Raw genomic sequence first — 19595 nt, forward strand, 5'->3', positions numbered from 1 at the left:
ATGCGCCGGCCAAGGCCCTGTAGCTCAGCTGGATAGAGCGGTCCCCTCCTAAGGGACAGGTCGTGCGTTCGAATCGCGCCAGGGTCACCATCGCATGGAGTTTGCGCAGCCCGCTTTCCGGCTGCGCGCGCCGGGGCGCTCCGCGGCGCCGTCGTGCTATTCGCCGGAAGCGCATCCGCCAGTCATGCCGCCGCCGTTTCGGCTGTCGCTGCAAGCGCGATTTCCTGACGAAAACCAATGCATCCAGCGCCCGGATGCGGCTCACGCCGCCTACACCTTGCGCCGACGCTGTTTAAGCATCGCGCTGCGTAGCCTACGAGCGTCCGCCAATGACGGAGCGGCCGTCGCGAACTGCGATGCGCGGCCCTGTCGAGGTCGAGATGCATGACGGGCGCCTGGCCATGCCGGGCCCACGCCTGCCGCAACGCCACGCATTCACCGCGTGGAGGCGACACGGCGATGGTCGCAGTCCTCGTGCGTTTTCGAGTGCGGGCTAGGTGTCATCGGCCGCCGCTTGCGGCTGCTCTTTTACCAACCACGTACGCATGCGAAGCAGGAGTCACTCATGAGCAGAACGTTGAAGGTTATGTTGGTCGGTTCGGTCCTGGCGGCGCTGGTCGCCTGCCACCGCGATGGCGACCAGGCGGCGCAGGACCAGAACGCAGCGACCCCGTCCACCGCAGCCGACGGCAGCCCGGCGGGCGGCCAGAGCGGAAGCGCCGCACCGGCGGCGGGCACCACCAGCGGCGATGCCGCCACCGGCACCGCGACGGGCGACGGCGCCGCGGGCTCGGCCACTGGCACCGGGACTGGCACCGGCACCGGAACTGGCACGGGGACCGGTACCGGTACCGGCACCGATCAAGGCTCGACCACCGGCCAGGACGCGACCCAGGGTACTCAGCCAACCGATCCGCAGCAGCAGCCTCCGGCCGACAACCAGCAGCATTGATGGCGCGACAAGCGTCCATGTCCGTTTGATGACGTTCCAGCCCATGCGCGAGGCGACTCGCCATGGGCCTTTTTTTGCGCATGCAGGCCGCTTCGGCCGCAGCTGCGTCGGCGCACGTGCCGCTGGCGACTGCACGCCGACAATCCACGCCGCGGCATGCAATCCGCATCGACGCGCGATAGTAACTTCTGCAACCTGTTGCCCGACGTGACATCCATGCTGCGCCAGCACAATCGGTGCTTGACAGCACCCCGGCGCATGATGTCCTCTTGCGTCCATGCCCAGCGCTTCCGTCCTCGCCCGTGATCCCGCACCGCCGTCGCATCGGCGGGCGGCAGCGTGCTGCGCGGGCACGACCACTGGCATTACCACCCACACCATTAGCCCGGTGCGGCCCGTCGTTTTCGCGTAACTGTCGAAACCCACGGCCCCGCACCCGGATCAGGATGCGGGGGAACCCGTCAGCCTGATGCGAGCGGGGCCTCCACTTCGAGGTCTCCCATGCCGTCCCCCGCTGTCGCTTCCGCTCCCGCCGCAGAACCCGCGCGCACCGTCGTCCACAAGTTCGGCGGCACCTCGGTGGCCGACGCCGAACGCTATCGCCATGTCGCGCAGCTGTTGCTGGCGCGCCCGGAGACCCTGCAGGTCACCGTGGTCTCGGCGATGAAAGGGGTCACCGATGCGCTGATCGCGCTGGCCGAACTGGCCGCCAGCGAGAACAGCGACTGGCGCGAACGCTGGCACGAGACCCGCGCGCGGCACCGCGCCGCGGCGGTGTCGCTGCTCGGCGAGCACGCCGGCATCACCGTGGAGTGGCTGGACGCGCGCTTCGAGCATCTGGCCGAGATCCTCGGCGCGCTGGCGGTGATCGGCGAACTGCCGCGCGAGGTGCTGGACCGGGTGCAGGGCCTGGGCGAGGTGTATTCGGCGCAACTGCTCGGTGAGCACCTGCGCGCGCTGGGCGAGGACTGCGCGGTGCTGGACGCGCGCGAGGTGCTGGTGGTGGATCGCGGCGAACTGGGCGTGGACGTGGATTGGGAGGCCAGCGCGCGGCGCCTGGCGGACTGGCGCGCGCAGCACCCGCAGCAGCGCATCGTGGTCACCGGCTTCGTCGCCCGCGATCGCGCCGGGCGCATCACCACGCTCGGCCGCAACGGCAGCGACTACTCCGGCGCGATCTTCGCCGCTTTGTTCGATGCCGACGAACTGCATATCTGGACCGACGTCGACGGCGTGCTGTCGGCCGATCCACGGGTGGTGCCCGAGGCGGTGCAGCTGGAGACGTTGAGCTACGACGAGGCCTGCGAGCTGGCCTATTTCGGCGCCAAGGTGGTGCATCCGCAGACCATGTCGCCGGCGATCGAGCGCGGCCTGCCGATCATCATCCGCAACACCTTCCAGCCCGAGCACCCGGGCACCCGCATCACCGCCAGCAGCGCCTCCAGCGGCCCGATCAAGGGCCTGACCCTGAGCCCGGATCTGGCCGTGCTGAACCTCGAGGGCACCGGCCTGATCGGCGTGCCCGGCACCGCCGAGCGCGTGTTCGCCGCGCTGCGCAACGCGCGGGTGTCGGTGGTGATGATCTCTCAGGGCTCCTCGGAGCATTCGATCTGCTGCGTGGTGCGGCAGAACGAATGCGAACGCGCGCGCGATGCGCTGCTGTCGGCATTCGCGCACGAGCTGGTGGTCGGCCAGGTGCAGCGGGTGCAGCTGACCACCGGCATCAGCGTGCTGGCCGCGGTGGGCGACGGCATGGCCGGGCAGCCGGGCGTGGCCGCGCGCCTGTTCGAATCGCTGGGCCGCGCCCAGGTCAACATCCTGGCGATCGCGCAGGGATCCTCCGAGCGCAACATCTCGGTGGCGATCGACAGCGCGCACGCGACCAAGGCATTGCGCGCGGCGCACGCCGGGTTCTGGCTGTCGCCGCAGACCTTCTCGGTCGGGGTGATCGGCCCGGGCAACGTCGGCGCAGCGCTGCTCGACCAGTTGCGGGTGGCGCAGCCGCAACTGCTGGCCAAGGCCAACCTCGACCTGCGCCTGCGCGCGATCGCTTCGCGCAGCACGATGCGCCTGGAAACCCGCGCGATCGCCGGCGACTGGCGGCAGGCCTTCGCCAGCGGCCCGCAGCCCACCGACCTGGACGCGTTCACCGCGCACCTGCTGTCGGCACACCTGCCGCACGCGGTGATCATCGATTGCAGCGGCAGCGCCGACGTCGCCGACCGCTATGCCGGCTGGCTCGCCGCCGGCATCCACGTGGTCACCCCGAACAAGCAGGCCGGCGCCGGGCCGCTGGCGCGCTTCCATGCGATCCGCGCCGCCGCCGCGGGCAGCGGCGCGCGCTTCCGCTACGAGGCCACGGTCGGCGCCGGCCTGCCGGTGATCACCACGCTGCGCGACCTGGTCGACACCGGCGACGCGGTCACCGCGATCGAAGGCATCTTCTCCGGCACCCTGGCCTGGCTGTTCAACAAGTACGACGGCAGCGTGCCGTTCTCGCAGCTGGTCACCGAGGCGCGCGGCATGGGCTATACCGAGCCGGATCCGCGCGACGACCTGTCCGGCATCGACGTGGCGCGCAAGCTGGTGATCCTGGCGCGCGAGGCCGGGCGCGAGCTGAGCCTGGAGGACGTGGCGGTGGAGAGCCTGGTGCCGGAAGCGCTGCGCCAGGCCAGTGTCGAGGACTTCATGGCGCGCCTGCACGAAGTGGATGCGGCATTCGCGCAGCGCCTGCAGGCGGCCAGGGCGCGCGGCTGCGTGCTGCGCTACGTGGCGCAGCTGGCGCCGGACCGGGCGCCCAGCGTCGGCCTGGTGGAACTGCCGGCCGAGCATGCCTTCGCCAACCTGCGCCTGACCGACAACGTGGTGCAGTTCACCACCCGCCGCTATTGCGACAATCCGCTGGTGGTGCAGGGACCGGGCGCCGGTCCGGAGGTCACCGCCGCCGGCGTGTTCGCCGATCTGCTGCGGGTGGCGGCGGGCGAGGGGGCGCGCTTGTGAGCGCAGCGCAGATGTCGCTGGCGCCGCAGCCTGGGGCACGCGCCGTGCCGCGCGAGGCGCGTGCGTTCGCGCCGGCCTCGGTGGCCAACGTGGCGGTGGGCTTCGACCTGCTCGGCTACGCGGTGGAAGGCGTCGGCGACACGGTGACGGTGCGCCGCATCGACGCGCCGCAGGTGCGCATCGTGGCGATCCGCGGCACCACCGTGGCGCTGCCGCTGGAGGCGGCGCGCAACACCGCCGGCGCGGCCTTGATCGCGCTACGCGAGGCGCTGGCATTGCCGTTCGGATTCGAACTGGAGATCGACAAGGGCATCCCGCTCAGTTCCGGGATGGGCGGTTCGGCGGCCTCGTGCGTGGCCGCGCTGGTGGCGGCCAATGCGCTGCTGGACGCGCCGCTGTCGCGCGAGCAGCTGTATCTGTATTCGCTGGAAGGCGAGGCGGTGGCCAGCGGCAGCCGCCACGGCGACAACCTGGGGCCGATGTTCCTGGGCGGGCTGGTGCTGTCGACGCTGCAGCGGATGGTGCCGGTGCCGGTGCCGGCGGCCTGGCACAGCCTGTTGGTGCATCCAGATGCGGTGCTGGAGACGCGCCGCGCGCGCGAGGCGCTGTCCGGCGAGTACCGGCTCGGTGAGTTCGTGGCGCAGAGTTCCAATCTGGCGCTGGTGTTGGCGGGCTGTCATGCCGGCGATGAGGCATTGGTGCGCGAGGGCCTGCGCGACGTGCTGATCGAGCCACGGCGGGCGCCGTTGATCGTCGGTTTCGATGCGGCCAAGGCGGCGGCCTTGGCGGCGGGGGCGATGGGCGCGAGCATTTCCGGCGCCGGTCCCAGCGTCTTCGCCTGGTTCCCAACGCGCGCGGCAGCCGAGGCGGCCGCACCAGCGGTGCAGGCGGCCTTCGCGGACGCCGGCTTCGACAGCCAGCATTGGGTATCGCCGCTGCAGTGTCCGGGCGCCCGATTGCTGTAGCGGCGCGTAGCCTCGCTGTTGTTGTTGCTGTTGCTTTCGAGGTTATTTTTGCTGTTGCTCTTGTTGTTGCTTTTGCTGTTGCCGTACCGGGTTCCCTTCCGCAGCGGCGGCCATGGCGGGGAAAAACCCCGAAGGGGCGGCGCACATGGATGTGCGCCGTTCGCGGCAGGGGCAGGATGCCCCTTCCGCGAATCCCCGTCATGGACGCGGACCCGGAGCGCGCAGCGCGGAGGGCGCAAGGCAGGGCGCGCTTTCTTTTGGTTACTTTTCTTTGCGCGAGCAAAGAAAAGTGACTCGCCGCAAGGCGAAAGCCTTTGCTTCTGCTTCTGTTTTGGTCTGAAGATTCAAAGCAAGAGCAAGAGCAAAGCTTCCGCTGGCGCGGGTCACTTTTCTTTGCTTGTGCAAAGAAAAGTAACCAAAAGAAAGCACACCCGGGCGGCGCGCCCTCCGCGCTGCGCGCTACGGGTCCGCAAGCAGGATGGGAATTTTCGGAAGGCACATCCATGTGCCTGCCGAAAACGACGCGCATCCTGCGCGTCGCCCCCTTCGGGGTTGTACCCATCCTGCTTGCCGCGCCTCACGGGAGATCGAAAAGCAAAAAAGCAACAGCCGAAGCAAGGGCAGAGCAACAACAAGAGCAACAACAAGAGCAACAACCAAGCAGTGCCATAGTCACGGATGACAGTGCGATCGAATTCCCCCTGCCGATGGAACCACCATGAACTTCATTTCCACCCGCAATGCCGCGCCCGCCGCCACGCTCAGCCAGGCCATCGCCGCCGGCCTGGCGCCCGATGGCGGGCTGTATGTGCCCGAGCGCATGCCACCGGCCCGCGAACTGCGTGCTGGTGACAACCTGGCCGAGACCGCCGCGACGCTGCTGGCGCCGTTCTTCGATGGCGACGCGCTCGCCGCCGAGCTGCCGGCAATCTGCGCCGAGGCCTTCGATTTCGCTGCGCCGCTGCAGTCGCTGGCCACGCCCGGCGACCACGCGCTGGAGCTGTTCCATGGGCCGACCGCCGCGTTCAAGGATTTCGGCGCGCGCTTCCTCGCCGCCTGCCTGGCCCGGTTGCGCCGCGATGCCGCCACGCCGCTGACCATCCTCGTCGCCACCTCCGGCGATACCGGCGCCGCGGTGGCCGCCGCGTTCCATCGCCAGCCTGGGCTGCGCGTGGTGGTGCTGTATCCGGACGGGCGCGTGTCGCCGCGCCAGGCGCATCAACTGGGCTGCTTCGGCGACAACATCCAGGCGCTGCGCGTGGCCGGCACCTTCGACGACTGCCAGGCGCTGGTCAAGCAGGCCTTGAACGATGCCGAGCTGCAGGCGCAGGCGCCGTTGAGTTCGGCCAACAGCATCAGCCTGGGCCGGCTGCTGCCGCAGATGAGCTACTACGCGCACAGCGCGCTGGTGCATTACGCCGGGCGTGCGCAGCCGCTGAACCTGGTGGTGCCGACCGGCAACCTCGGCAATGCGTTGGCGGCGATCCTGGCGCGCGGGCTGGGCGTGCCGCTGGGCCGCATCGTGCTGGCGACCAACGCCAACCACGTGCTGCCGGACTATTTCGCCGGCGCCGACTACGCCCCGCAGCCCAGCGTGGCCACCGTGGCCAATGCGATGGACGTGGGCGCGCCGAGCAATTTCGAGCGCCTGCGCTGGCTGTACCGCGGCGACGATGCCGCGTTGCGCGCGCAGTTCCAGTCCTATTCGGTGGACGATGCGCAGATCCGCCAGCTGATCGGCGAGCGCTTCCGCCGCTACGGCGAGGTGCATTGCCCGCATACCGCCACCGCCTTGCACGTGCTGCAGCAGATCCGCGCCGAGGGCGCCGAGGCCGATGCCGGCGACTGGGCGGTGGCCGCGACCGCGCATCCGGCCAAGTTCGAGGCGGTGGTCGAGCCGTTGATCGGCCAGCCGGTGCCGGTGCCGCCGGCGTTGGCGGCGTTGCTGCAGCGCCCGGCGCACGCCGAGCCGATCGCGCCGGACTACGCGGCACTGCGCGCGCGCCTGCTGGCCGGCTGAGGGCTGCGACGGCCATGGGGCCGGGCAGCGGCAGTGCCGCCGTCCGTCCGCCGCGCTGCCGCACGGGCTGCGCGCGGCACGGGAACCCAGATGCGCAGCCTCAGTCGTCGGGCTGCAGCCGCTGCCAGGCGGCCTGCACCACGCTGCGCGCCTGCAGCCAGTCCAGGCGCGAGCGCGGATGGTCGCGCAGGAACACGTCGCGCAGCTGCGGCACCACGTCCTCGAAGCGCTGGCCGTGGTACTTGAGATAGGCGTCGTAGGCCAGCTTCAGCGCCGGCTCGTAGTCGGTGAACGCATGTCCGGGCCGATGGAACGGGGCCTGCGCGAAATGCGCCTTCCAGAACTCCAGTTCTCTTTCGCGATCCAGCATTACGCAGGCGCGCGAGTCGTGCATATCGATGGCGACGGCCATGGCGGCCCTCCGAATGGTTCCCCCCACCGGCACCGCGGCGGCGCCGCAGGTGTATTGCGGGCGCAAGTCTATGCCCCGGCGTGCGACAGGTGCATGGCGATGGTCTGAAGCATTCATGGACGCGATGGGGGTGTCGGTCCCGCGCGTTGCCGGAGGCCGGCTCGGCCGCCTGCCGGGCGTCGCCGAAGGCGTTCCGTGCCCTGCGCCGGGTTGTCCACAGCGCATGTGGAGCGTTGCCCTGGAAACTTGTGGATAAGTCGGTGCGGCCGCCGTGGTGCAAGGCGTAGACACGGGCTGGCGAAAAAAACGCCGCGCCGTGGTCGGCTCACTCTTCGTCGGAGGCCAGCCGGTGCAGCGCGGCGAAGTCGCGGATCTCGACCACGTGCAGCTGCGGCAGGGCGATCAGGCCTTGCTGGCGCAGCTTGGTGAAGGTGCGGCTGACCGTTTCCATGGTCAGGCCGAGATGGTCGGCGATGTCGCCGCGGCCCATCATCAAGGTCACCGTATTGCCGGGGTCGCCGCGGCTGGCGGTGCGCGCGGCCAGCTTGAGCAGGAAATCGGCGAGCTTTTCCATCGGCTGCAGGCGCGCCAGAGCCAGCGCCGCGTCCTGCGCCGCGTCCAGTTCCAGGCAGGCACGCTGCAGCAGCTTGCGCTCCAGCTGCGGGTATTGCGTGCGCAACTGCCGCATGTTCGCCACCGAAACCCGGCATACGCGCGTGTCGGCGATCGCTTCGACGTCGGTGCGGTATTTCTCCGATTCGCTCAGGCCCACGTAGTCGCCCGGCAGCACGAAGCCCGCCACCTGGCGGCGGCCGTCGGCCAGCGTGCGGACCAGGCGCAGGGCGCCGGAGGTGACGGTATAGACCGCCTGCCGCGCTTCGCCGGTGCGGACCACGGTGGCGCCGGCGGCGTAGGACAGCGAGGTGGTCACCCGTTCCAGCGCCTGGACCTCGTCGCAGGCCAGCGCCGAGCAGACCGCCAGGTGGCGCACTGCGCAATGCATGCACTCGTGCGCGTTCGGATCGCGGGCCGCGGCGGGCTCGACATAGGGCAGGGCGAAGCCGGGAACGGTCCGGTGCATGCGCTTGACGGGCGAAGTGGTCACGCCCGGATGATACGCCGATACGATCCCCGGCACCCCAGTACGGCTAGAATTGGCGCCTGTTTGCCCCCAAGACGCAGGAGTTTTGCACGTGATCAAGCCCCGTACGCCGCCCGGCATCATGGAATTGCTGCCGCGCGAGCAGATCGCGTTCCAGCGCATGCTGGACGTCATCCGCCGCAACTACGAGCGGTTCGGGTTCCTGCCGGTGGAGACGCCGGTGTTCGAGCTGTCGGACGTGCTGCTGACCAAGTCCGGCGGCGAGACCGAGCGGCAGGTGTATTTCGTGCAGTCCACCGGCGCGCTGGCCAACGCCGCGGCCGACGCCGGCGGCGAGGGCGGCTTGCCGGAGCTGGCGCTGCGCTTCGACCTGACCGTGCCGCTGGCGCGCTACGTGGCCGAGCACGAGCACGAACTGAGCTTCCCGTTCCGCCGTTACCAGATGCAGCGCGTGTACCGCGGCGAGCGCGCCCAGCGCGGCCGGTTCCGCGAGTTCTACCAGTGCGACATCGACGTGATCGGCAAGGACGCGCTGAGCATCCGCTACGACGCCGAGGTGCTGGCGGTGATCCATGCGGTGTTCGCCGAACTGGGCATCGGCAAGTTCGCGGTGCAGTTGAACAACCGCAAGCTGATGCGCGGCTTCTTCGAGAGCCTGGGCGTGGCCGAGGGCGAGCGCCAGCTGGCGGTGCTGCGCGAAGTCGACAAGCTCGACAAGCGCGGCGCCGATTACGTGCGCGAGACGCTGGTGGGTGAGGGCTTCGGCATCGCCGCCGAGCAGGTCGAGCAGATTCTGGCCTTCGTGGCGGTGCGCTCCAGCGGCCACGACGACGCGCTGGCGCGTCTGGACGCGCTGGCCGCGGCGGCCGAGTCGAGCGCGACGCTGCGCGAGGGGGTGGCCGAGCTGCGCGAGGTGCTGGCCCTGGTCAAGGCGCTAGGCGTGCCGGAAACCGCGTATTGCCTGAACTTCTCCATCGCCCGCGGCCTGGACTACTACACCGGCACCGTCTACGAGACCGTGCTGACCGACTACCCGCAGATCGGCTCGATCTGTTCGGGCGGCCGCTACGAGGACCTGGCCAGCCACTACAGCAAGTCCAAGCTGCCGGGCGTGGGCATCTCCATCGGCCTGACCCGCCTGTTCTGGCAGCTGCGCGAGGCCGGGCTGATCGAGGGCATCGCCTCCAGCAGCGTGCAGGCGATGGTCGCGCTGATGGACGAGGCCAAGCTGGACGACGCGCTGGACATCGCCCGTCGGCTGCGTGCCGGCGGGATCAACACCGAAGTGCAGATGGAGCCGAAGAAGGTCGGCAAGCAGTTCCAGTACGCCGCGCGTGCCGGCATCCGCTTCGTGGTGCTGGCCGGCGACGACGAGCTGGCGCGCGGCGTGGTCGCGGTCAAGGACCTGATGCGCGAGCAGCAGTTCGACGTCGCCCGCGACGAACTGGCCAGCACCCTGCTGGTCGAGCTGGAGCAGGCCAAGGTCATGCCCTGAGCGGGCTTGCCGGGGCTGGCCTGGCGCAACCTGGACGGTGCGCCGCATGTCCCGTGTGGGAGCGACTTCAGTCGCGACGCGAATAACCAGGGCCTGTCGCTACTGAGGCCGCTCACGCAACAGCGATCGGCGCAATGCGCCCGCCGACCGAAGCGGTGCCTGCGCCCTTAGGTCTATGCGATGGGTGCGAGTGCCTGTCGCGGCTGAAGCCGCTCCTGCAAAAACGCACGAAAGCACGTGCGCGCACCACCCCCTGTAGGAGCGGCTTCAGCCGCGACAGATCGCATGGCGACCTGATCCCATCCCGGATCGAACACATCCATACAACGCCCGCACACCGCGGCTTGACCCGGTCCGTCCATTCGCGCTAATGTACTAACACGCTATTACATTAATGCAATGAAACAACGACCCGCCCCCACTGCCGATCGCGACAACGACTCCTCGTTCAAGGCGCTGTCGCGCGCCCTGGCCCACCTGAGCAAGCCGCAGGAGGTCGCCGCGTTCCTGCAGGACCTGTGCACGCCGGCCGAGCTGGAGGCGATGTCCGACCGCTGGCGGGTGGTGCCGCTGCTGCTCAAGGGCGTGCCGTACCGCGAGATCCACGAGCTGACCCAGGTCAGCGTCACCACCATCGGCCGCGTCGCGCGGACCCTGGAATACGGCGCCGGCGGCTATGCCACGGCGCTGCGCCGGCAAGCGGCGCGTCCTTCCGATTCCCATTGAGATGTCCTGATGAGTGCTTCCCTGGCAGCGCCGGCGCGTGACCGGCTGCGTATCGCGATCCAGAAGAGCGGCCGCCTGGCCGAGCCGGCGCGGGCGGTGCTGGCCGCCTGCGGGCTGAGCTGGCGCGAGAGCCGCGACAAGTTGTTCTGCTACGGCGAATCGCTGCCGGTGGACCTGTTGCTGGTGCGCGACGACGACATCCCCGGGCTGATCGCCGACGGCGTCTGCGATTTCGGCATCGTCGGCCGCAACGAGCTGGAAGAGCAGGCCGGCGAGCGCCGCCGCAACGGCTTGCCCGAGGCCTACCGCGCGCTGCGCGGGCTGAACTTCGGCCAGTGCCGGCTGATGCTGGCGGTGCCCGACACCTGGGGCTGGACCGGCGTGGAACAGCTGCAGGGCAAGCGCATCGCCACCAGCTATCCGGCAGTGCTGGCCGACTGGCTGGAAGCGCGCGGCATCGACGCGCAGGTGGTGGAGCTGTCCGGCTCGGTGGAGATCGCGCCGCGCCTGGGCACCGCCGACCTGATCTGCGACCTGGTCTCCAGCGGCGCGACCCTGGCCGCCAACCAGCTCAAGCCGGTGGAGACGCTGCTGGAAAGCGAGGCGGTGCTGGCCGGACCGGTGCGCGAGCCGGGCGATGCCCGTGCCGGGCTGGCGGCGATGCTGCTGCGCCGGCTCGACGGCGTGCTCAAGCTGCGCGACAGCAAGCTGCTGATGTTCCGCGCCTCGCGCGACCACGTCGCCGAGCTGACCCGGCTGCTGCCCGACGCCGACCCGCTGGTGCAACTGCCCGGCGACGGCGACGGCCCTCTGCAGCTGCAGACCATGTGCCACGGCGCGATCACCTGGCAGCGCATGGAAGAACTGGAGCGCGCCGGCGCGCAGGGGTTGATGGTGTTGACGGTGGAGCGCTCGCTGGCATGAACCGACTGGAGTGGAATTCGCTCGACGCGCAGGCGCGCACGCAGGCCTTGACCCGGCCGGCGCAGACCGTCGCCGCGCAGACCCGCGCGGCGGTGGCGCAACTGCTCGAGGACGTGCGCGGCCGCGGCGATACGGCCTTGCGCGAGATCACCGCGCGTTTCGACGGCGTGGTGTTGCAGAGCTTCGAAGTCGGCGACGACGAGTTCGCCGCCGCCGAGGCCGCGGTGCCGGCCGTGCTGCGGGAGGCGATGGCGCAGGCGGCGGCACGGATCGAGAGCTTCCACCGCGCCGGCATGACCCAGCCGTATGCGGTGGAAACCGCGCCCGGCGTGGTCTGCGAACGGGTGGTGCGGCCGATCGGCCGGGTCGGCCTGTACGTGCCGGCCGGCAGCGCGCCGTTGCCGTCCACCGCGCTGATGCTGTGCGTGCCGGCGGCGCTGGCCGGCTGCCGCGAGGTGGTGCTGTGCACGCCGCCGCGCGCCGACGGCTCGGCCGATCCGGCGGTGCTGGTCGCGGCCAGGCTGACCGGCGTGGATCGCGTGTTCAAGCTCGGCGGCGCGCAGGCGATCGCGGCGATGGGCTTCGGCACCGAGTCGGTGCCCTCGTGCGACAAGTTGTTCGGGCCGGGCAACGGCTACGTGACCGAAGCCAAGCAACAGGTGGCGCAGGCCGGTGCGGCGGCGATCGACATGCCGGCCGGGCCGTCCGAGGTGCTGGTGATCGCCGACGTCGGCGCCGATGCCGCGTTCGTCGCCGCCGACCTGCTGTCGCAGGCCGAGCACGGCCCGGATTCGCAGGTGCTGCTGCTGTCCGACAGCGCCGAACTGATCGACGCGGTCGAGGACGAGATCGAACGGCAGCTGGCGACCTTGCCGCGTGCGGCGATCGCGCGCCAGGCGCTGTCCGCGTCGCGGCTGATCCAGGTCGGCACGCTCGAGGACGCCTTCGCGATCAGCAACCGCTACGCGCCCGAACACCTGATCCTGGCGCTGCGCGAGCCGCGCGGCTGGCTGGAGCGGGTCGAGGCCGCCGGCTCGGTGTTCCTCGGCGACTTCACCCCGGAAGCGCTGGGCGACTACTGCAGCGGCACCAACCACGTGCTGCCGACCAACGGTGCGGCGCGCGCCTACAGCGGGGTCAGCGTCGCCAGTTTCCAGAATTTCGTCAGCGTGCAGAGCGCCAGCCGCGCCGGCATCGCCGCGATCGGCGCCTGCGCGGTGACCATGGCCCGCGCCGAGGGCCTGGACGCGCACGCCAATGCGGTGGCGCTGCGGATGGAGAAGGCGGCATGAGCGCGGCGACCTCTGCGGCGACGCCCGGCTCGATGCTGGCGCTGGTGCGCCCCGACCTGCGCGACTTCGCCGGCTATTCCTCGGCGCGTAGCAGCGCGCTGCAGGGCGAGGTCTGGCTCAACGCCAACGAATCGGCCTGGGCCAATCCCGCCGACCGCGACGCCGGCAACCGCCGCTATCCGGATCCGCAGCCGCCGGTGCTGCGCGCCGCGCTGGCCTCGCTTTACGCCTGCGCGCCGGAGCAACTGCTGCTCGGCCGTGGCAGCGACGAGGCCATCGACCTGCTGCTGCGCGCGCTGTGCGAGCCGGGCCGCGATGCGATCGTGATCACTCCGCCGGTGTTCGGCATGTATGCGGTCTGCGCGCGGCTGCAGAACGCGCGCATCGTCGAGGTGCCGTTGCGCGAAGACGCCGCCGGCCTGGTCACCGATGTCGATGCGGTGGTGGACGCGGCGCTGACCCAGATGGCCAAGCTGGTGTTCCTGTGCTCGCCGGGCAATCCCAGCGGCGCGGCGATCCCGCTGGCCGACATCGAACGCGCCGCCGAGCGCCTGCACGGGCGCGCCTTGCTGGTGGTCGACGAGGCCTACGGCGAATTCTCCGAGGTGCCGTCGGCGACCACGTTGCTGGCGCGGTATCCCAACCTGGCAGTGCTGCGCACGCTGTCCAAGGCGCATGCGCTGGCCGCGGCGCGGATCGGCTGCGTGATCGCCGATCCGGCGCTGATCGCGGTGCTGCGCCGCTGCCAGGCGCCGTATCCGATCCCGACGCCGTGCGCGCAGCTGGCGCTGACCGCGCTGCAGGCCGAGCCGCTGCGGCAGACCGCGCTGCGCGTGGCCGAGGTGCGCGGCGAGCGCACGCGCATGCAGACCGCCTTGGCCGCGCTGCCGGGCGTGCGCCGCGTATACCCGTCGCAGGGCAATTTCCTGCTGCTGCGCTTCGACGATGCCGACGCCGCGTTCCGCGCCTTGCTCGGCGCCGGCGTGGTGGTGCGCGACCAGCGTGCCGCGCCGAGCCTGGGCGATGCGCTGCGCATCACCCTCGGCACGCCGGAGCAGAACCAGCGTGTGCTCGGCGCATTGCAGGCGGGGAGGGCGGCGGCATGACCCCGATCCTGTTTGTCGACCGCGACGGCACCCTGATCGAGGAGCCGGCCGATTTCCAGATCGACGCCTACGAGAAGCTGCGCTTCGTGCAGGGCGTGATCCCGGCCATGCTCAAGCTGCGCGACGCCGGCTACCAGTTCGTCATCGTCACCAACCAGGACGGCCTCGGCAGCGCCGCCTATCCGCAGGCCATGTTCGACGGCCCCAACGACCTGATGCTGCAGATCTTCGCCAGCCAGGGCATTACGTTCCGCGAGGTGCTGATCGACCGCAGCTGGCCGGCCGACAACGCGCCCACGCGCAAGCCGGGCATCGGCCTGATGCTGCCGTACCTGCAGGACCGCAGCATCGACTGGGCGCGTTCGGCGATGGTCGGCGACCGCCTTACCGACATCCAGTTCGCCGACAACCTGCGCATCCGCGGCTTCCAGCTGAAGACCGAGCAGTTCGGCGGCGACTGGGACTGGGCCGGCATCGCCCACGAACTGGCCGATGCGCCGCGCCGCGCCACCGTGCAGCGCGATACCAAGGAAACCCGGATCCGGGTCGAGGTCGACCTGGACCTGGCGCGCGATCCGCATTGCGCCACCGGCCTGCCGTTCTTCGACCACATGCTCGAGCAGATCGGCAAGCACGGCGGCTTCGCCCTGGACGTGCGCGCCGAGGGCGACCTGCACATCGACGAGCACCACACCATCGAGGACACCGGCCTGGCCCTGGGCCAGGCGCTGCGCCAGGCGCTGGGCGACAAGCGCGGCATCGGCCGCTACGGCTTCGATCCGCCGGACAGCCCGTGGCCGGCCGACGCCGCCGCTGGCCGGGTCGGCTTCACCTTGCCGATGGACGAAACCCTGGCCAGCGCCGCGCTGGATTTCAGCGGCCGCCCGTATTTCGTGTTCGAAGGCGAGTTCAAGCGCGAGCGCGTCGGCGACCTGCCGACCGAGCTGGTGCCGCATTTCTTCCGCTCGCTGTGCGATGCGTCGGGCCTGAACCTGCACCTGAGCGTGCGCGGCGACAACGACCACCACAAGGTCGAGGCCTGCTTCAAGGCGCTGGCGCGCGCCCTGCGCCAGGCGCTGCGCCGCGACGGCGCCGCGCTGCCCTCGACCAAGGGCGTGCTGTGATGGCCGCCGTGCGCGCGAGGAGGCCGCGATGACCGATGTCGCCTTGATCGACGCGGGCGGCGCCAACCTCGGCTCGGTGCGCTACGCACTGGAGCGCCTGGGCGTGGAGGCGCGGCTGGTGCGCGACGCGGCCGGATTGCAGGGCGCCGAGCGGGTGATCCTGCCCGGCGTCGGCGCCGCGCCGCACGCGATGGCGCGGCTGCGCGAACAAGGGCTGGTCGAACCGCTGCGTGCGCTCGAAGTTCCGCTGATCGGCATCTGCCTGGGCATGCAGCTGCTGTTCGAGCGTTCCGAGGAAGGCGACGTCGACTGCCTGGGCCTGCTGACCGGCGTGGTCCGGCACATGCCGCCGGCGCTGGGCATCCGCATCCCGCACATGGGCTGGAACCGGCTGCTGCCGATGCGCGCCTCGCCGCTGCTCGACGGCCTGGCCGAACACGCCGACGCCTATTTCGTGCACGGCTACGCCGCGCCGGTCACCGCCGATACGGTGGCGGCCTGCGACCATGGCGGCCTGTTCACCGCGGTGGTGCAACGCGGCCGCCGCTGCGGCGCGCAGTTCCACCCCGAGCGTTCGGCGAGCACCGGCGCGCGCATCCTGCGCAACTTCCTCGAGACCGATTTCCCATGAGCTTCATCGTCTATCCCGCGCTGGACATTCGCGACGGCCGCGTGGTGCGGCTGGCGCAAGGCGACTATGCCCGCGAAACCCACTACGGCGACGATCCGCTGCCGCGCGCGCAGGCCTTCGCCGACGCCGGCGCTAGCTGGATGCACCTGGTCGACCTGGACGCGGCGCGCGCCGGCGGCTACACCCTGGCGCCGCTGCTGAGCCGGATCAGTGCGCAGACCGGATTGCAGGTGCAGACCGGCGGCGGGGTGCGCTCGCGCGCGGACGTGCAGCGCATCCTCGACGCCGGCGCCACGCGCGTGGTGATCGGCTCGCTGGCGGTGCGCGACCGCGAGTCGGTGCTGGAATGGCTGGCCGAGTTCGGCGCCGAGCGCATCACCGTGGCGCTGGACACGCGCCAGGACGCGCAGGGCGTGTGGCGGCTGCCGGTGCTGGGCTGGACCGAAACCTCCTCGCTGACCCTGGAAGCGCTGGCGGTCGACTACGCCGCGGCCGGGCTGAAGCACCTGCTGTGCACCGACATCGCCCGCGACGGCATGCTGTCCGGCCCGAACCTGGCGCTGTACGCCTACCTGCGCGACATCGCGCCGGGCGTGGACGTGCAAGCCTCCGGCGGCATCCGCGACGCCGCCGACGTGCGCGCCGCGCGCGAGGTCGGCTGCGCCGGCGCGGTGCTCGGCAAGTCGTTGCTGGAAGGGCGACTGGGCCTGGACGAGGCGCTGGCATGCTGAGCCGGCGCATCATCCCGTGCCTGGACGTGCGCGACGGCCGCGTGGTCAAGGGCGTCAAGTTCCGCGACCACGTCGACATGGGCGACATCGTCGAACTGGCGCTGCGCTACCGCGACCAGGGCGCCGACGAACTGGTGTTCTACGACATCGGCGCCAGCCCGGAAGGGCGCTCGGTCGACTACGCCTGGGTCGAGCGCGTGGCGCGGCTGATCGACATCCCGTTCTGCGTGGCCGGCGGCATCCGCGACGTGGCCACCGCGCGTGCGGTGCTGCATGCCGGCGCCGACAAGATCTCGATCAATTCGCCGGCGCTGGAGCGGCCGGCGCTGATCGCCGAGCTGGCCGAGGCCTTCGGCGTGCAATGCGTGGTGGTCGGTATCGATTCGATCCGCGAGGACGACGGCCAGTGGCGCGTGCGCCGCTTCACCGGCGACCCGAGCAAGACCCAGGCGCTGCGCGTGCGCACCGTGGACTGGGTGGTGGAGGCGCAGCAACTCGGCGCCGGCGAGATCGTGCTCAACTGCATGGACAACGACGGCGTGCGCCGCGGCTACGACATCGCCCAGCTGTTCGAGGTGCGTTCGCTGTGCAAGGTGCCGCTGGTGGCCTCCGGCGGCGCCGGCGAGATGCAGCACTTCGCCGATGTGTTCGAACAGGCCGACGTGGACGGTGCGCTGGCCGCCAGCGTGTTCCACAGCGGCGCGATTCCGATTCCCGAGCTCAAGCGCTTCCTGCGCCAACGACAGATCGAGGTGCGCGATGGCGCATGAACACCAAGCCGCCGCCGCGACCGCGGACGCGGCGCTGGACTGGAGCAAGGGCGACGGCCTGCTGCCGGTGGTGGTGCAGGACGCCGCCACCCTGCGCGTGCTGATGCTCGGCTACATGAACACCGAAGCGCTGGCCGCGACCCGCGCCAGCGGCAAGGTCACCTTCTACAGCCGCAGCAAGCAGCGCCTATGGACCAAGGGCGAGAGCTCCGGCAACACCCTGGAGCTGGTCTCGATCGAGACCGACTGCGACAGCGACACGCTGCTGGTGTTGGCGCACCCGCACGGCCCGACCTGCCACCTCGGGCGCAGCAGCTGCTTCCCGCAGGCGCCGGGCCAGTTCCTGGGCGCGCTTGACCGCCTGGTCGCGCAGCGCGAACGCGAACGTCCGCCCGGCAGCTACACCACGCAGCTGTTCGAGAAGGGCACGCGGCGCATCGCGCAGAAGGTCGGCGAGGAGGGCGTGGAGACCGCCTTGGCGGGCGTGGCCGAAGGCGATGCTGAACTGCTCGGCGAATCGGCCGACCTGCTGTACCACCTCACCGTGCTGCTGCGCGCACGCGGCCTGGCGCTGGCCGACGCGGTCGCGGTACTGGAAGCGCGCCACCGCTGAGTCCCAGGCGTGCGGCGGCGGTCATCGCCGTGCCGCGGCGGATGGCTACAATCGCGGCTTCTTCCGATCGCTGGACCCCCGCATGTCGCTGCGCGCCATAGTGTTCACCTGCCTGTTGACGGCCGCTGCGCCCGCGCTCGCGCAGTCGGCGACGATCAGCGGCAGCGTCTACCAGGAACGCGACGGCGACGCCGGCCGTGGCAACGGCGAGCGCGGCGTCGCCGGGGTGCAGGTCTCCGACGGCGTGCAGATCGTGCGGACCGATGCGCAGGGCCGCTACCGCCTGGAGGTGGCGCCGGGGCGCACGGTGTTCGTGATCAAGCCCGACGGCTACGCCTTCGCCAGCGCCGGCAACGGCTTGCCGGACTACTGGCGGCACTACGCGCCGGTCGGATCGCCTGCGCTCAAGTACCCGGGGATCGCGGCCAGCGCCGGCGCGACCAGCGGCTGGGACTTCGCGTTGCGCGCGCAACCGGCGGCGGCCAGCACCGAGGTGCTGGTGTTCGCCGACACCCAGACCGCCTCGGCGACCGACGTCGGCTACTACGCGCGCGACATCGTCGCGCCGCTGCTCGGCAAGACCCGCGCGCGCCTGGGCACCACCCTGGGCGACGTGGTCAACGACGACCTGTCGCTGTATCCGGCGTTGAACGCCGAAACCGCCAAGCTCGGCGTGCCGTGGTTCCACGTACCCGGCAACCACGACCTGAATTTCGATGCGGCCGACGACCTCGCGTCGCTGTCCAGCTGGCGCGCGATCTACGGCCCGGACACCTATGCGGTGGAAGAGGGCGGCGCCAGCTTCGTGTTCCTCGACGACGTGGTCTATCAACCGCAGCAGCGGCCGAATTACGTCGGCGGTCTGCGCGAGGACCAGTTCGCGTTCCTGCAGGCGTACCTGGCAACGCTGCCGAAGCAGCGGCTGCTGGTGCTGGGCCTGCACATCCCGCTGTTCGACGCCGCGCCGGGCAAGGAGACCTTCCGCCATGCCGACCGCGCGCGCCTGTTCGCGCTGTTGCAACCGTTCGCGCACGTGCTGGTGTTGAGCGGCCACAGCCACACCCAGCGCCACTACTACCATCGCGCCGATGACGGCTGGCGCGGCGCGCAGCCGCTGCACGAATACAACGTCGGCGCGGCCTGCGGCGCGTTCTGGTCCGGTGCCAAGGATGCCGACGGCATTCCCGCGGCGACGATGGCCGACGGCACCCCGAACGGCTACGCGCTGCTGACCGTGCGGCGCGACGGCCGCTATGCGCTGGCCTATCACGCCGCGCGCGCCGCCGACGATGCGTCGATGACCCTGCACGCGCCGAAGGTGTTGCGCCGCGGGGCGTATCCGGCCTGGGCGGTATACGCGAACGTGTTCATGGGCGAGGACGACAGCCGCGTGGAATACCGCATCGACGATGGCGCGTGGAAACCGATGGCCCGCGTGCAGCAGCCGGATCCGGACCTGCTCGCCGAGAACGCACGCGACGACGCCGCCGAGACCCTTCGCGGCTACGACCGCTCGCCGGAAGCGACCCCGTCGCAGCACCTGTGGCGCGGCACCTTGCCGACCGACCTGGGCGCCGGCGCGCACCGCATCGAGGTCCGCGCCTTCGACCGCTGGCGCGGCGAGCAACGCGCCAGCACCGGCTATCGCCTGCAGGACGCGACGCCCTGAGTGCGCGCTGCGGGCCGGCGCGTCGATGCGGTGGATTCCCTGGCCTGGCCTGGCAAGCGGCAA

Annotated in this window: 18 protein-coding genes and 1 tRNA gene; 17 read left to right on the plus strand and 2 right to left on the minus strand. The window is 70.7% G+C overall.

The annotated features are described in order from the left end of the window. The first annotated feature begins 13 nt into the window (after positions 1–13). From J2Y70_RS07745 to thrC, 6 genes are all read left to right on the plus strand, one after another. Positions 14–90: transfer RNA gene (locus J2Y70_RS07745), tRNA-Arg, on the plus strand. Between the two features lie 475 nt (positions 91–565). Then, on the plus strand, positions 566–952 hold the full coding sequence (locus J2Y70_RS07750; protein ID WP_309915498.1) for a hypothetical protein: 387 nt from the start codon (positions 566–568) through the stop codon (positions 950–952). 501 nt (positions 953–1453) lie between these two features. Next, positions 1454–3952 (plus strand): bifunctional aspartate kinase/homoserine dehydrogenase I, encoded by a 2499-nt coding sequence (thrA, locus tag J2Y70_RS07755; RefSeq protein WP_309915501.1) that lies wholly within the window; start codon positions 1454–1456, stop codon positions 3950–3952. Positions 3953–3963: 11 nt separating this feature from the next. After that, the gene (locus J2Y70_RS07760) at positions 3964–4917 is read left to right on the plus strand and encodes a homoserine kinase (protein WP_309916250.1); all 954 of its coding nucleotides are present in this window, start codon (positions 3964–3966) and stop codon (positions 4915–4917) included. A 314-nt stretch (positions 4918–5231) separates the two neighbouring features. Further along, positions 5232–5639 (plus strand): hypothetical protein, encoded by a 408-nt coding sequence (locus tag J2Y70_RS07765; protein WP_309915504.1) that lies wholly within the window; start codon positions 5232–5234, stop codon positions 5637–5639. Beyond that, positions 5636–6937 (plus strand): threonine synthase, encoded by a 1302-nt coding sequence (gene thrC, locus J2Y70_RS07770; RefSeq protein WP_263398152.1) that lies wholly within the window; start codon positions 5636–5638, stop codon positions 6935–6937. The genes J2Y70_RS07765 and thrC overlap by 4 nt, the downstream gene beginning before the upstream one ends. 100 nt (positions 6938–7037) lie before the next feature. On the opposite strand, the gene J2Y70_RS07775 is transcribed toward thrC, so the two are convergent. Continuing rightward, on the minus strand, positions 7038–7349 hold the full coding sequence (locus J2Y70_RS07775; protein ID WP_309915509.1) for a hypothetical protein: 312 nt from the start codon (positions 7347–7349) through the stop codon (positions 7038–7040). A gap of 325 nt (positions 7350–7674) precedes the next feature. After that, a complete protein-coding gene (locus J2Y70_RS07780; RefSeq protein WP_309916253.1) occupies positions 7675–8430 on the minus strand; it encodes a helix-turn-helix domain-containing protein in 756 nt (251 codons plus the stop codon). Positions 8431–8542: 112 nt separating this feature from the next. Here J2Y70_RS07780 and hisS point away from each other — a divergent pair, with 112 nt between their 5' ends. From hisS to J2Y70_RS07835, 11 genes are all read left to right on the plus strand, one after another. Continuing rightward, positions 8543–9946: a histidine--tRNA ligase gene (hisS, locus tag J2Y70_RS07785; RefSeq protein WP_263398154.1), complete on the plus strand. Its 1404-nt coding sequence runs from the start codon at positions 8543–8545 to the stop codon at positions 9944–9946. 399 nt (positions 9947–10345) lie between these two features. Then, positions 10346–10672 carry a YerC/YecD family TrpR-related protein gene (locus J2Y70_RS07790; RefSeq protein ID WP_309915512.1) on the plus strand — a complete coding sequence of 109 codons (327 nt, stop codon included), beginning with the start codon at positions 10346–10348 and terminating at the stop codon, positions 10670–10672. A 9-nt stretch (positions 10673–10681) separates the two neighbouring features. Next, positions 10682–11596, plus strand: coding sequence for an ATP phosphoribosyltransferase (hisG, locus tag J2Y70_RS07795; RefSeq protein WP_309915514.1), 915 nt, complete (start codon positions 10682–10684; stop codon positions 11594–11596). After that, positions 11593–12888 (plus strand): histidinol dehydrogenase, encoded by a 1296-nt coding sequence (gene hisD, locus J2Y70_RS07800; RefSeq protein ID WP_309915517.1) that lies wholly within the window; start codon positions 11593–11595, stop codon positions 12886–12888. Before hisG ends, hisD begins: the two co-directional genes overlap by 4 nt. Further along, complete coding sequence (gene hisC, locus J2Y70_RS07805) at positions 12885–13994, plus strand: histidinol-phosphate transaminase (RefSeq protein ID WP_309915520.1); 1110 nt, start codon at positions 12885–12887, stop codon at positions 13992–13994. The genes hisD and hisC overlap by 4 nt, the downstream gene beginning before the upstream one ends. Continuing rightward, entirely contained in the window at positions 13991–15118 is a 1128-nt protein-coding gene (hisB, locus tag J2Y70_RS07810) for a bifunctional histidinol-phosphatase/imidazoleglycerol-phosphate dehydratase HisB (RefSeq protein WP_309915522.1), read from the plus strand. Before hisC ends, hisB begins: the two co-directional genes overlap by 4 nt. Before the next feature lie 28 nt (positions 15119–15146). After that, a complete protein-coding gene (gene hisH, locus J2Y70_RS07815; protein ID WP_263398160.1) occupies positions 15147–15749 on the plus strand; it encodes an imidazole glycerol phosphate synthase subunit HisH in 603 nt (200 codons plus the stop codon). Then, on the plus strand, positions 15746–16480 hold the full coding sequence (hisA, locus tag J2Y70_RS07820; RefSeq protein ID WP_309915526.1) for a 1-(5-phosphoribosyl)-5-[(5-phosphoribosylamino)methylideneamino]imidazole-4-carboxamide isomerase: 735 nt from the start codon (positions 15746–15748) through the stop codon (positions 16478–16480). The genes hisH and hisA overlap by 4 nt, the downstream gene beginning before the upstream one ends. After that, positions 16474–17250: an imidazole glycerol phosphate synthase subunit HisF gene (gene hisF / locus J2Y70_RS07825; RefSeq protein WP_263398162.1), complete on the plus strand. Its 777-nt coding sequence runs from the start codon at positions 16474–16476 to the stop codon at positions 17248–17250. The genes hisA and hisF overlap by 7 nt, the downstream gene beginning before the upstream one ends. Then, positions 17240–17863: a bifunctional phosphoribosyl-AMP cyclohydrolase/phosphoribosyl-ATP diphosphatase HisIE gene (gene hisIE / locus J2Y70_RS07830; RefSeq protein WP_309915530.1), complete on the plus strand. Its 624-nt coding sequence runs from the start codon at positions 17240–17242 to the stop codon at positions 17861–17863. The genes hisF and hisIE overlap by 11 nt, the downstream gene beginning before the upstream one ends. Before the next feature lie 82 nt (positions 17864–17945). After that, positions 17946–19532, plus strand: coding sequence for a calcineurin-like phosphoesterase family protein (locus tag J2Y70_RS07835; protein WP_309915533.1), 1587 nt, complete (start codon positions 17946–17948; stop codon positions 19530–19532). Positions 19533–19595 lie beyond the last annotated feature (63 nt).

Origin of the sequence: Xanthomonas sp. 1678, assembly GCF_031455575.1 — a bacterium.
Lineage (GTDB): Bacteria > Pseudomonadota > Gammaproteobacteria > Xanthomonadales > Xanthomonadaceae > Xanthomonas_A.